At 27.2% G+C, this 13,250-nt stretch carries 16 protein-coding genes and 1 pseudogene; 16 read left to right on the top strand and 1 reads right to left on the bottom strand.

The annotated features are described in order from the left end of the window. Window positions 1-4 precede the first annotated feature (4 nt). From CLCT_RS06335 to pseH, 16 genes and pseudogenes are all read left to right on the top strand, one after another. Window positions 5-1,297 (top strand): DUF4910 domain-containing protein, encoded by a 1,293-nt coding sequence (locus CLCT_RS06335; RefSeq protein WP_149062785.1) that lies wholly within the window; start codon window positions 5-7, stop codon window positions 1,295-1,297. A 254-nt stretch (window positions 1,298-1,551) separates the two neighbouring features. Further along, window positions 1,552-2,484 carry an FkbM family methyltransferase gene (locus tag CLCT_RS06340; protein ID WP_149062619.1) on the top strand — a complete coding sequence of 311 codons (933 nt, stop codon included), beginning with the start codon at window positions 1,552-1,554 and terminating at the stop codon, window positions 2,482-2,484. Then, window positions 2,465-3,958: an amino acid adenylation domain-containing protein gene (locus tag CLCT_RS06345; RefSeq protein ID WP_149062620.1), complete on the top strand. Its 1,494-nt coding sequence runs from the start codon at window positions 2,465-2,467 to the stop codon at window positions 3,956-3,958. The genes CLCT_RS06340 and CLCT_RS06345 overlap by 20 nt, the downstream gene beginning before the upstream one ends. Next, complete coding sequence (locus CLCT_RS06350; RefSeq protein ID WP_149062621.1) at window positions 3,945-4,679, top strand: GNAT family N-acetyltransferase; 735 nt, start codon at window positions 3,945-3,947, stop codon at window positions 4,677-4,679. The genes CLCT_RS06345 and CLCT_RS06350 overlap by 14 nt, the downstream gene beginning before the upstream one ends. After that, window positions 4,679-5,437: a formyltransferase family protein gene (locus CLCT_RS06355; protein ID WP_149062622.1), complete on the top strand. Its 759-nt coding sequence runs from the start codon at window positions 4,679-4,681 to the stop codon at window positions 5,435-5,437. The genes CLCT_RS06350 and CLCT_RS06355 overlap by 1 nt, the downstream gene beginning before the upstream one ends. Further along, the gene (locus CLCT_RS06360; protein WP_149062623.1) at window positions 5,412-5,636 is read left to right on the top strand and encodes an acyl carrier protein; all 225 of its coding nucleotides are present in this window, start codon (window positions 5,412-5,414) and stop codon (window positions 5,634-5,636) included. Before CLCT_RS06355 ends, CLCT_RS06360 begins: the two co-directional genes overlap by 26 nt. Then, window positions 5,636-6,424: an AAC(3) family N-acetyltransferase gene (locus tag CLCT_RS06365; RefSeq protein ID WP_149062624.1), complete on the top strand. Its 789-nt coding sequence runs from the start codon at window positions 5,636-5,638 to the stop codon at window positions 6,422-6,424. Before CLCT_RS06360 ends, CLCT_RS06365 begins: the two co-directional genes overlap by 1 nt. A 2-nt stretch (window positions 6,425-6,426) precedes the next feature. Continuing rightward, window positions 6,427-7,512 carry a 3-oxoacyl-[acyl-carrier-protein] synthase III C-terminal domain-containing protein gene (locus tag CLCT_RS06370; protein WP_149062625.1) on the top strand — a complete coding sequence of 362 codons (1,086 nt, stop codon included), beginning with the start codon at window positions 6,427-6,429 and terminating at the stop codon, window positions 7,510-7,512. After that, entirely contained in the window at window positions 7,509-7,745 is a 237-nt protein-coding gene (locus tag CLCT_RS06375; protein WP_149062626.1) for an acyl carrier protein, read from the top strand. Before CLCT_RS06370 ends, CLCT_RS06375 begins: the two co-directional genes overlap by 4 nt. Beyond that, window positions 7,742-8,500 carry an SDR family NAD(P)-dependent oxidoreductase gene (locus tag CLCT_RS06380; protein WP_249040750.1) on the top strand — a complete coding sequence of 253 codons (759 nt, stop codon included), beginning with the start codon at window positions 7,742-7,744 and terminating at the stop codon, window positions 8,498-8,500. The genes CLCT_RS06375 and CLCT_RS06380 overlap by 4 nt, the downstream gene beginning before the upstream one ends. Window positions 8,501-8,504: 4 nt before the next feature. Then, complete coding sequence (gene pseF / locus CLCT_RS06385) at window positions 8,505-9,206, top strand: pseudaminic acid cytidylyltransferase (RefSeq protein WP_149062627.1); 702 nt, start codon at window positions 8,505-8,507, stop codon at window positions 9,204-9,206. Next, window positions 9,197-9,877 carry a class I SAM-dependent methyltransferase gene (locus tag CLCT_RS06390; protein ID WP_249040751.1) on the top strand — a complete coding sequence of 227 codons (681 nt, stop codon included), beginning with the start codon at window positions 9,197-9,199 and terminating at the stop codon, window positions 9,875-9,877. Before pseF ends, CLCT_RS06390 begins: the two co-directional genes overlap by 10 nt. 2 nt (window positions 9,878-9,879) lie before the next feature. Beyond that, window positions 9,880-10,554: a class I SAM-dependent methyltransferase gene (locus tag CLCT_RS06395; RefSeq protein WP_149062628.1), complete on the top strand. Its 675-nt coding sequence runs from the start codon at window positions 9,880-9,882 to the stop codon at window positions 10,552-10,554. After that, window positions 10,551-11,276 (top strand): WbqC family protein, encoded by a 726-nt coding sequence (locus CLCT_RS06400; protein ID WP_170230441.1) that lies wholly within the window; start codon window positions 10,551-10,553, stop codon window positions 11,274-11,276. Before CLCT_RS06395 ends, CLCT_RS06400 begins: the two co-directional genes overlap by 4 nt. After that, a pseudogene (gene pseG, locus CLCT_RS06405) lies at window positions 11,260-12,083 on the top strand (UDP-2,4-diacetamido-2,4,6-trideoxy-beta-L-altropyranose hydrolase). Before CLCT_RS06400 ends, pseG begins: the two are co-directional and overlap by 17 nt. Next, entirely contained in the window at window positions 12,080-12,544 is a 465-nt protein-coding gene (pseH, locus tag CLCT_RS06410; protein ID WP_149062629.1) for a UDP-4-amino-4,6-dideoxy-N-acetyl-beta-L-altrosamine N-acetyltransferase, read from the top strand. Before pseG ends, pseH begins: the two are co-directional and overlap by 4 nt. Here pseH and CLCT_RS06415 read toward each other — a convergent pair. Then, window positions 12,512-13,249 carry a HisA/HisF-related TIM barrel protein gene (locus CLCT_RS06415; protein WP_149062630.1) on the bottom strand — a complete coding sequence of 246 codons (738 nt, stop codon included), beginning with the start codon at window positions 13,247-13,249 and terminating at the stop codon, window positions 12,512-12,514. The genes pseH and CLCT_RS06415 overlap by 33 nt on opposite strands. Window position 13,250 lies beyond the last annotated feature (1 nt).

The following is a 13,250-nucleotide window of genomic DNA, read 5'->3' on the forward strand; positions in this document are numbered from 1 at the left end:
AAGTATGTATGAGTTAGCTTGCGAGCTTTTTCCTATATGTAGGAGTATCACAGGTGAGGGTTTTAGACAAAGTTTAAAAATACTTGATGAAGCCATGGGGGGGGGTATATTAAAAATTCACTCTATAGCAAGCGGAAGTAAAGTTTTTGACTGGGAAGTACCTGCTGAATGGGAAATAAACGATGCTTTTATCATCACTCCAAATGGAGAAAAAATTTGTGACTTTAAGCAAAATAATTTACATGTGTTAAACTACAGCGAAGGTATAAATGATGAAATCTCACTAGATGAGCTACAAGAGCATTTATACTCTATAGAAGATTATCCAGATGCTATACCTTATGTAACAAGCTATTATAAAAGACGATGGGGTTTTTGTATAAAACACAAAGATAGAGTTAAACTAAAAGAAGGAAAATACAAAGTTTTCATAGATGCAAAACACCATGAAAATGGGGTTTTAAACTATGCTGACTTACTCATACCTAGTACACAAGATGCAAAAGATGAAATTTTAATTTCAAGTTATCTTTGTCACCCATCTATGGCAAATAACGAGCTAAGCAGTCCTATAGTAGCTACATTTTTAGCTAAATGGCTTTTAGGATTAGAAGAGAGAAAATATAATTATCGTTTTATTTTTACCCCTGAAACCATAGGAAGTATAGTTTATCTTAGCAAACATTTAAAGCATTTACAAAAATATACCAAAGCAGGCTTTGCGCTCTCTTGCATAGGTGATGATAATGCTTATTCACTCATTCACACCCCAAGTGAAAATACTCTAGCAGATAAAGTAGCTTTGTATACTTTAAAAGAAAAAAATAATTTTAAAGAATTTAGCTTTTTAGATAGAGGTGGCAATGAAAGACAATTTTGCGCACCTTTAGTAAATTTACCTGTTGTAGGAGTTTGCAGGACTAGATTTGGTGATTATAAAGAATACCATACTAGTAAAGATGACTTAAATTTCATTAGCGAAGAAGGGTTACAAGGTGGATTAAAAGCTATGCAAGAAATCATCATGAATTTAGAAGTCAATGAAATTTATCAAAACACAATTTTTTGCGAACCCAATTTAGGGAAAAGAGACTTATATCATACTATCAATACTTCTTTGACAAATAGTCAAATTCCAACTTCTTGTAACTTTTTAGCTTACTGTGATGGACAAAATGATGTTTTAGATATAGCCTTAAAGATTAATATACAAGCTTATGAATTAAAAGATTTAATAGAAAAATTAAAATTTCATAAACTCATTCAAACTAAAAATATTTATAAAGGAATACAATGAAATACATTTCTTATACTTTTTCTAAAAATAACATTAGTTTTTACATTTTTAATTTTAGTATTTTTGAATATAAAAAGATTTCTAGCTATACTTTGCAAAACACAGTAAAATCTACAAAAATAAAATTAAAATTTTTTAATATTCCGATATATAATGGTAATCATATTACACTATATCCAAGCACCCTTTTGGATACCCTTTTAGATACTCTATATAAAAATTTTATATTCAAACAATGGAATCAATCTTTTCCTATGCAAAAAAATGTTGGTAATACTATCAACAATGATCCTGATATTGATAAAAAAATTTTTAATCTTTGTAAAAACCTAGATATACCAAGTAAACAATGTGTCTGTAAAATTATCAATCGATTAAAAAATATTGATAAAAATCCTAATTATCAAATTAACTATTCTGATGAGGAAAAAAACGAATTAAGTAAAATCACAAATTCATTTTTTACCAATATATTTAAAGTAAAAAATAATATATGGTGCTACAATGGATATTTCTTACCTATTAAACAATTTGAAATATCTGTATTTTGGCATAAACATGGAATGCATATTTTCAATAAAAAAACACTCGATAGAATTAAACATCAAGATATAATTGATGTAGGTGGATTTATAGGCGATAGTGCAATAATTTTCGAACAAGAATTCACTGAAAAATTTGTATATACTTTCGAAGCATCTGAAAAAAATTATAGCTTAATGCTAAAAACACTTGAACTAAATAAAAGCCAAAGAATTAAACCAATAAAAAAAGCTCTTGGTAGTAAAAACGAAACTTTGAGTTTGAATATATCAGGGTATAGTTCAAGTTTCAAATATAATGATCATTCGACAGAAAATGAACAAGTTGAAATTGTCAGTTTGGATTCATATATTCAAAATAACGACATAAACATAGGATTAATTAAAGTTGATATAGAGGGTTTTGAGCAAGAATTTTTAAAGGGTGCTTTACATACAATTAAAAAACATAAACCTGCTATGATTATTAGTATTTATCATAATTATGAAGATTTTTTTGAAATTAAAAATCTTATAGATTCTTGGAATTTAGGATATTCTTTTAAAATTTACAAACCAATTGATTTTTATGTTAGTCTTGAAACATGTCTATATTGTGAAATCATAAAAGATCAAGGTTTTTTCCATGATAACACACATCAATGATTTTTTACAAGAAAGCGTTGCTAAATTTGGCAACAAAAATGCTTTTGTTGAGTTTAATGGTAAAAGTATAAGCTATAAGGAATTTGATGATTTAAGTAAAAAAATAGCGAGTGAAATTCTTTCTAAACTTCCTACAAAAAGCACACAAGAGCCTATATTAATCATACTTCCTAAAGGGATTGATTGCTTGCTTTCTTTTTTTGGTGTGGCAAAAAGTGGAAATTTTTATACACTTTTAGATGAAAAAAGTCCTAAAGAACGTGTAGAAAAGGTTATAGAAGTTTTAAAACCTAAACTTTTAATCACCTCTAAAAGATTAAATTTAGATTTCAATCTTGATACTATTTTTACGGAAGATTTTGAAACTTTTAGTATAGATGAAAAAGCTTTAGAAAAAGCTTTAAATGATCATATAGATACAAATTTACTTTATGTACTTTTTACAAGTGGAAGTACAGGGACTCCAAAAGGGGTAAGTATAAATCATAAAAGTGTTATTGATTATACTTTTTGGGTATGCGAGACTTTTAAACTAAGTCATGAAGATATATTTGCCAATCAAGCACCATTTTACTTTGATAATAGCGTTTTAGATATTTTCTCATCCATAAAAACAGGAATCACTTTGCATTTGCTACCAAATCATCTTTTTGCTTTTCCAAATAAAGTTTTAGAGTATTTAGAGCAAGAAAAAATAACAACAATTTTTTGGGTGCCTTCTGTGCTGATTTATTTTGCAAATACACATGCATTAGAAAACAAAACGCTTTATATTAATAAAATCTTATTTGCTGGTGAAATTATGCCAAACAAACAACTCAACATTTGGCGTAAATATCTTCCTAATGCTTTATTTGCTAATCTTTATGGACCTACTGAAATTACAGTTGATTGCTCTTTTTACATAATTGATAGACAATTTAGTGATGATGAACTTTTGCCTATAGGCAAAGCTTGTAAAAATACTCAGCTTTTAGTCTTTGATGAAAATTTAAATTTAATTACCCCAAATCAAGTAGGAATTAAAGGTGAGCTTTATGTAAGAGGAACTTGCCTTTCTTTAGGGTATTACAACGATAAGGAAAAAACTAAACAAGCTTTTGTACAAAATCCTTTGCATGATAATTATCTAGACTTGCTTTATAAAACAGGTGATGTGGTAGCTTATAATGATTTTGGCGAACTTTTATGCTATGGAAGAATAGATCATCAAATCAAGTATATGGGTCACCGCATAGAACTTGGAGAGATAGAAAGTATTATAAATTCTCATGAGAATGTAAGAAATTGTGCTTGTATTTTTAAAGAAGAAATTATTTGTTTTTATGAAAGCAAGGAAGAGTTGGATTTTAAAAACTTTTTAAAAGATAAACTCCCTGCCTACATGATACCTAAGAAATTTGTTAAAATAGAACAATTTGCTTTAAATGCAAATGGAAAGATTGATAGGAAGGTTTTGAATGGAAGTATTTAAAAACTTTTTACAAACATATAAAAATGGTTTTTTATTGCATAATTGTTATGAAAGTATTGAATATTTTCTAGAAAAGGCAAAAGATGGAAATTTCTTGCTTGAAGAAGAAAATAAAAACTATTTCTTTTATAACAACAAGGCATTATTTTTTTTTCTCAATGAATATAAAAAATTTTTCCTTAAAAATTCCTATATAAGAATTTTAGGAAAAAATGAAAATTATTTCTTAAAATATAAAAATTTTTTACAATTAAATAATTTTAGACCTTATCATTTCTTGCAACAAATGACTTTAAAAAACAAACAACCTACTTTAAATACCTATGATTTTATTCAAAAACCACAAAAACATGATCTAGATGATATTTATAATTTTTTTATTAGTTTTTTTGATAACAAATACTTGTTTTGTTTTTCAAAAAAGGATTTATTAATACATCTAGATAATATCTTAATTTACAAAGAAAATAACACCATATGTGGTGGATTGTTTTATTCGCGGATGTTGAATAATGCTGTATTGGAATTTATTGCTGTAAAACCTAATCTAAAATATAAAAATGTTGCTTATGCTTTGCTATGTCATTTTTTCAAAGAAAATGAAAATGTTAATTTTTATAAACTATTCGCGGATAAAAAAAATTCAAAAGCTATTAATTTTTACACTCGGTCAGGTTTTACTTTTACAGAAACTCAAGCTCGATTTTATAGAAATTTCTGATGAATTTTAACCAAATAATTATAATAGGAAAAGGCAAAGTTGCTATTAATTGCCATAAAATTATCTGCGATATATTTTCATCTAAAAAAATATTTTTTTATAACAGTGATTTTAAAGATGATGAGTTTTTTAATAGAATAAGTAACTCTTTGATTATTAGCGCGAACAACGCATATATATTTAAAGAAAAATGTATACAAAATAATATCATCATCAACTATCATAATTCACTACTTCCAAAATACAAAGGAAGAAATGCACATATATGGGCTATATGGAATCAAGAAAACACAACTGGAATCACTTGGCATAAGGTTGATTGCACTATAGATACAGGAGATATTATCTTGCAAAAAGAGATAACAATAAATAACTCGCTAACAGCTATAAAACTACTCCAAATACAGCAGAATTTAGCCATTAATTCTTTTAAAGAATGTTTGGCAAATATGAAAAAATCTTATCCTCAACCCAAAATTAATTCTATATCTACGGGGGGGGGGATTTATAAAATGAAAGAATTACCCAACAATGGTTTATTAGATATATCTTGGAATATTCCAACCATAGAAAGATTTTTAAAAGCAATGGATAATGGCAATCTAACCCCTAAAGCCAAAATAAAAATAAACGATATAGTGTATAATATTTCATTTTATGAAATAAACCATCTTGAAATAATTCTATTTTTAAGTAATAATATGAAAATAATTTTTCAAAAAAAGGAATACAATGCAACAAATACAAGAATTTTTTAATAAAATAGACAGAAGTGATATAAACAAAACTATGCAAAATTTACTTAGCAATGATATAATAGATAGTATAGACATTATGGCTTTAGTAGCTGAGATAGAAAAACACTATAAAAAACCCCTAAAAGCAGAGTTTATCAAAGCTGAAAATTTTGAAAATTTTGAAAGTATTAAAAAAATGATAGAAGAGGCGATGAAATAATGCAAGCCTTGTTTAAACATAATGACAAAATATTTTACAAACATGACTTAATCCAAGCTCTAAAAAAACTAGGTATAAAAAAGGGTGATATAATATGTATTCACAGTGAAATTTACAACTTAGGTATTCCTTTAGCAGATAACAAAATTTTACTTCAACAAATTTTAGAATCTTTCGAGGAGGTTGTAGGATCTGATGGAACGATTATAATGCCAACTTTTACTTATAGTTTCTGCAATAAAGAAATTTATGACAAAGTTAATTCTATAACGAAAATTGGTATATTAAATGAGTTTTTTAGAAAACAAAAAGATGTTAAACGCACTAATGATCCCATATTTTCCTTTGCTATTAAAGGAGCTAAAGAAGAATTATTTTTAAAAGATACTGAAAGTTGCTTTGGTGTAAATTCTGTTTATGATATACTAACAAAAAATGCAGGTAAACTTATTTTTTTTGGAAACTGGGAACTTGAAGGCATGACATACTTCCACTACCTTGAAGAACTTGCGCAAGTATCATATAGATATTATAAATTATTTTCGGGTAAAATAGCAGATGAAAACGGAATGGTCAAAGAATGGAATATCAACTTTTATTGCAGAAACACTAAAAAAAACTCAATAGCATCGTTAAAAATTGTTCTTAATTTATTAAGTTGTAAGAATAAAATCAATATAATTAAATATGCTGGTGCAACAATAAGTTTGATGAATATAATAGATATTTACAAAGAATGTTTAAAAAAACTAAAAGATGATGAAACTTTTTTTTTAGAAAAGAAATAAAGATGAGAATAAATTTTAAAAATGCAAAAATTTCGGCACTGGTTACCATTATACCTGAAATTCAAATAAATATTGATGATGAATTAAACACCACATACAATGGAGATAAAAAAAAACTTGATCGCATAAAAAATGCTATGGGTTTACAATATAAACACATAGTTAATAATAAAACCTCTGTAAGTGATTTATCTCAGTATGGTGTAAAATTACTATGCGATGAATATGAATTAGACAAAAATACTATTGATGCTATAGTAGTTATAACTCAAACACCAGATTTTTTTATACCAGCTACCGCTTGTTATCTTCACGGTAAGCTTGAATTGCCTCAAACAACCCTGGCTTTTGATATCAATCAATCATGTACGGGTTTTGTATATGGGCTTTATATTCTTTTTTCTATGATTGAAAATGGTGGTTGCAAAAGAATTTTAATGATTTGTGGCGATATTGGAAGTCAATTAGATAATAAAACAAATAATAAAAGTACCAAAATAATAGGTGATGGAGTTAGTGTTAGCTTATTAGAGTTAAGTAATCATTCATGCGAAAGTTTTTTTGAATTAGGAGTCGATGGAAAGAACATGGAATACCTTTTTGTTCCCTATGGTGCGTTTAAAAGACCCACAAAGCATATGTTTAATGACACAGAGTGGTTTAATAAACAGAACAAAGAAATTTACATGAACGGTCTTGAAATTTTTAATTTTGCCACACAAAAAGAACCAGAAGCCTTTAAGTCCATACTTAACTATGCCAACTGTACTAAAAATGAACTTGACTATATTTTTTTCCATCAAGCAAATAAAACCATAGTAGATATAATCACTCAAAGATTACAACTAGATCCCAATAAAACGCCAAATAATATCATTACTAAATATGGAAATTTAAGTGGCGCTTCAATACCTGCTACAATTTGTGATTGGCTAAATACAGCCCAAAAACCTTTAGAAAAATCACTTAAAATTGCTCTTGGTAGTTTTGGCGCTGGACTTAGTTGGGCAAATGCTATATTAGAACTTGATAAAAATTTTTGGTGCAAAAAGACTCAAATTTATAAACAAGGAGAAACTTTACAATGACTAAAAGACAATTTTTAGAGAAATTAGAAGAACTATTACAAATTGATTACTCATTAGAGGAGAATATGATTTTGGAAAAAATTCAAGAATACGATAGTTTGGCGTTATTATCTATAGTTACTCTATTTGATACAGAATTTAATATTTTTATTCAAGGTAAAACTTTAAAAGAGTGTAAAACAGTAAAAGATATTATAGAATTAATACCAATAGAAAAACTAGATTTTCAATGATTTTCAAAGAAAATATATTTTATGGCAATAGTTTTATTGTCACTGGTGCTAGTAGTGGTATAGGAGCTCACGCAGCTTTAATACTTAATAAACTCGGCGCTAAAATTATAGCCATAGGTCGGGATGAAAACAAACTCTTAATCCAGAAAGAGCAAGCTAAAAATCCCGATAACTTTATTACAATTTCAAAAGATCTATCAAATTTTGAAAATCTAGATAAATGGACTTTGGAACTCTCTAAAAAACATGGAGGGGTTAATGGAGCTGTTCTAGCCGCAGGATTTTCCACAACAATAGGTATTAACTCGCCAAATTATATTAAAATAGCTGAAAAAATATTTGCATTAAACTATTTTTCTAATCTACAAATTCTTAAAGCTTTAACTGATAAAAGAATTCACAAAAATAAAAATTCTAGTTTTGTTTGGATTAGTTCTGCTGCTAGCATTAAACCAAATAAAGGTTTAAGTTTATACGGTGCTAGTAAAGCTTCAGCAAATACAACTGTTAAAGCATTGACACTAGAAATATCTCCTCAACATCGGATAAACTCGATACTGTTAGGTTTAATTGATACTCCTATGATATATCAAACAATGGATGAAAATGCAATACAAAAAAATCTACAGAAATCATTACTAGGTATAGGAAAAACAGAATATGTAACTAATTTAATTTGTTTTTTGCTCAGCGATGCATCTAAATGGATGACAGGACAAAGTATTATTTTGGATGGCGGAGCCACTTTAACATAAGTATATGAAAAATCTTTGCATTATCCCTGCTCGTGGTGGCTCTAAACGTATTCCTAGAAAAAATATCGTTGATTTTTTAGGAAAACCTTTAATTACTTATAGTATAGAAAGTGCTTTAAATTCAGATATTTTTGATGATGTGATTATCTCAAGTGATGATGATGAAATCATCAAAGTAGCTTTAAAATATGGTGCAAAAGTTCCTTTTGTACGTAAAAAAGAACTAAGTGATGATTATACAAGCTCAACTACCGTAATACAAGATGCCATCATCAATCTAGAAGAACAAGGCATAAGCTTTGAAAACGTGTGCTGTCTGTATGCTACTGCACCACTTATAGATAAGTTTATCTTACGACAAGCTTTTGAGCAATTTAGTCAAGATGAGTGCAAATTTTTATTTTCAGCTTGTGAGTTTGACTACCCTATACAAAGAAGTTTTTACCTTGATGAGCAAAATAAAGTTTATATGTTTGATGAATCAAATTATAACAAACGCTCACAAGATCTTACCAAAGCCTATCATGATGGCGGTGCATTTTATTTTGGTAAAAAAGAGGCGTGGTTAGAAGAAAGTTTTATGTTTAAATCACACTCTAAGGCGTTTTTATTACCTAGAAATAAAATTTGCGATATCGATACTTTTGAAGACTTGGAATTTGCTAAAACACTATATCAATTTCACAAAGGCAATAAATGTTTATAAATAAAATCAAAGGTTTTAAATACCCTGATATGGAACTTGTAAGATGGTTTTTTAAAAACAAACTTGATACTTTAGAAAATGCTAAAGTTTTAGAATTTGCCTCTCATAATGGCAATAATCTTTCTTTATTTGCAAATTATGATTATGAGTGTATTGGAGTAGAGCTTAGTAAGCAAAATCATGAAAACGCTATTTATAATTTTAAAGAAATCATGCATTATCAGAAAGCAAGTTTTTTTAATGAAAATATGCTTGATTTTGCTAAAAATCATCAAAATATAAATGCAGATGTATTTTTAATTCCCAATGTAATCAATTACATTTCTAAAGAAGATTTTAAAAATTTATTATTAAATTCTAAAAATAATAATTTATATAGCGGAAAAGAATATGCTCACTTTTTCTTACGAGCAAGAAGTACAAAAGATCATCGTTATGGACTTGGAAACAAGCTTTCAAATGGTAGTTTTATACTTACAAATGATGATTTTAGTGGAGAAAAAAATTGCCTTTGTACAGCATATCAAGAACATGAGCTTGTAGAAATTTTAAAAGAAAATTTAAATTTATATGATTTTGAGGTTATCACAAGTGAAAATATTAATATAAAAAATAAAGTTTATATCAAAGATAGCGATATAATAATCTATGGAAAAATTACTAAGGAGTAAAAATGTATTTAAGAGATTTAAAAGGTTTAAAATTTCCAGATTTTGCAGTGATTAAATTCTTTTTTAAACAAGGATTACATCAAAAAAACAATCAAAAAGTTTTAGAATTTGCTTGCTCTAATGGCAATAATCTTTCTTTATTTGCAAATTATGATTATGAGTGTATTGGAGTTGATTTAAACCAAGAAAATATCAACAATGCAAATTATAATTTCAAGGAAGTAATTCAATGCAAAGCCTATCAGTTTTTTCATGATAATATCTTGGAATTTCCTTTAAAAAACCCAAATATTAATGCAGATATTTTTATGATTCCTAACGTAATTAACTATCTTTTGAAAGAAGATTTTTTAAAATTATTAAAAATTTCTAAAGAAAACTCCATGTATAAAGAAAATGCATTGTTTTTCTTAAGAACAAGAAATATAAAAGATTATAGATATGGTTATGGAGAAAAAATAGCTCATAATTGCTTTAAAATCACAGATGATAATACCACAGGAGAACTTGGATGTATAAATACTCTTTACCAAGAATACGAACTTGTCGAAATTTTAAAAGAGTATTTAAATTTATACGATTTTAAAGTTCTAACTTATGAAAACACCAATATCATGGGAGAAGATGAAAGATTGGTTAATGATAGCGATATTGTAATTTATGGAAAAATTAAATGAAAATAGCCATTATGCAGCCAACCTTTAATCCTTGGCTGGGCTACATATATATGATACAAAGTGTTGACACTTTTGTTTTTTTAGATAATGTTCAATTTGAACGCAGATCATGGCAAAACAGAAATAAAATTAAACTACAAGATAAAACTTTTTTACTAGGACTAAACCTACAAAAAGCTTCACAAAAAACATCACTTCAAGATATATTATTTGAAAAAGATAACAAATGGAAAATTAAATTTTTAAAAACAATCTACCATGCATATTCTAAAAGTATCAACTTTGATAAATACTATAACATCCTTGAAAAAACTTTATTTCAACATACACATTTGGTGCAATTTAATATGGAATTAATCAGAATTTACTGTGAACATTTAAACGTCAAAACACCTATTTTGCAAAGCTCTTCTTTAAATTTAAAAAATAAAAAGAAAGAAAAACTGCTACTTGAAATTTGCCAAATACTAAAAGCTGATTATTATCTTTCCCCAGAAGGGTCAAAAAATTATCTTGAAAAAGACACAGCAAAAGAAATTTTTAAAAACGCAAATATAAAAATTGAATATTTTGATTTTATCCATCCAACCTATACGCAATTAGGCACAAATTTTATAGCTTATTTGGGAATTTTAGATTTTTTATTTAACGAAAAAGAGCCTTATACCAAATTTCAAGAATGTGTCAAAATAAACGAGTGTAATAATGAAAGTTCTTTTTAGAAGCGATAGCTCTAGCACTATAGGACATGGACACATTAAAAGAGATCTTTTATTAGCTAAACAATACAAAGATGTATCTTTTGCTTGTTTAGCTTTAGAAGGCTCCTTAATAGACGAAATTCCTTATCCTGTTTATGAGCTAACAAGTGCTAGTATATATGAGCTCATCAATCTTATCAAAAAAGAAAATTTTGATCTTTTAATCATCGATCATTATGAGATCACTGCTAATGATGAAAAACTCATTAAACTGGAGACAGGAATCAAAATTCTAAGTTTTGATGATGAGATAAAAGAACATTTTTGCGACATATTGTTAAATGTCAATGCTTACGCCAAAGAAAGTGATTATGAAAATTTAGTGCCAGAGTATTGTGAGTTAAGATGTGGCTTTTCCTATGCTCTAATACGCAATGAATTTTATGAAGAAAGTAAAATAAAAAGAGAAAAAATTTATGATTATTTTATCTGTATAGGGGGAGTGATCCAAAAAATATTTCTTTTGATATAACAAATAAACTAAATAAAAATAAAACTATCATCATAGCTACCACAAAAGCAAATTCTCATCTAAATTCACTTCAAAAATTAAACCAAAAAAACCCTAATATACAAATTCTCATTGATTATCCTAACCTTGCTAGATTGATGAATGAAAGTAAAAAACTCATCATTAGTGCAAGCTCATTAGTCAATGAAGCTTTGATTTTAAAAGCCAATTTTAAAGCTATAGCTTATGCTAAAAATCAAGAAAAACTTGCAACATGGCTTGCTAAAAAAGGCTATGAAGTGGAGAATTTTATATGATCATTTTAAAAGATTTTATCCACTTAAACCAAGAAGAAATCAAGCTCGTTTTAAAATGGCGAAATAATGAAAGCATTGCTAAATTTATGAAAACACAAAATATCACTTTAAAAGAACATTTAAGCTTTTTATCTAGTTTAAAAACAAACACAACTAAAAAATATTTTTTAGTTTATGATGATAAAATAATCATAGGTGTGATTAATTTTATCAATATAACTAACAATTCATGTGAATTTGGGCTTTATGGCATAAAAAAAGGTGTAGGCAATCTTTTAATGCAAAAAATTAAAAGCTATGCTTTTAGTGTTTTAAAAATTCAAACTTTAAACGCCTGTGTTTTTAAAGAAAATACAAAAGCTTTAAATTTATATTTAAAACATGGTTTTGAAATTATTAAAGAAGATAATAATTTTTATTTTATAAATTTAAATAATCCTCACAAGGATATCGTTTTTTAAAAGCTCATTTTTAATATCATTTGGAGTATATTGACTAAAATGAAATATAAAAGCACCTGCTAATGCATTTGCACCAAGTTGTATGGCTTTTACTCCATCTTGAGGCTTGGAAAGTCCTCCATTAATAATAAGTGGAATTTTTAATTTGCCTTTGAAATACTCTAGCAATTCCCAATCATATCCTAAAGAACTTCCTTCTTTATCAATACTTGTTAAAAGTATTTCCCCTGCTCCTAAAGATTCGTATTTTAACGCAAGTTCCAGTGGATCAATATCCAAAATTTCATTATTGAAAACTTTAAATTTATTTTTGTCTTTTTTTACATCAATCGAGCATACTACGCAAGAACTTCCAAAAGTATTTGCTACTTTTTTGACAAAATCTGGATCTTGTAAAGCCATAGAATTAATGCTAATTTTATCTGCACCTATATCTAACACTTTTCTAATATCTTCTAAAGTTCTAATCCCACCTCCAATAGTTAAAGGCATAAAACACTCATTAGCTATATCTTCCAAGCTTTCAAAATCTATCTTACCATTTTTATTTATATCCAAAACTATAAGTTCATCAACATTTCTAGCATTATATATCCTAGCTGTACTTACCACATGCCCTATAGTTCTAAAAGAAGAAAAATTGATACTTTTTACAAGCTGATGATTTTTTAATAACACACAAGGTATGATTCTTGTTTTAAGCATG

The organism is Campylobacter lari subsp. concheus (assembly GCF_008245025.1).
GTDB classification, from domain to species: Bacteria; Campylobacterota; Campylobacteria; order Campylobacterales; family Campylobacteraceae; genus Campylobacter_D; species Campylobacter_D concheus.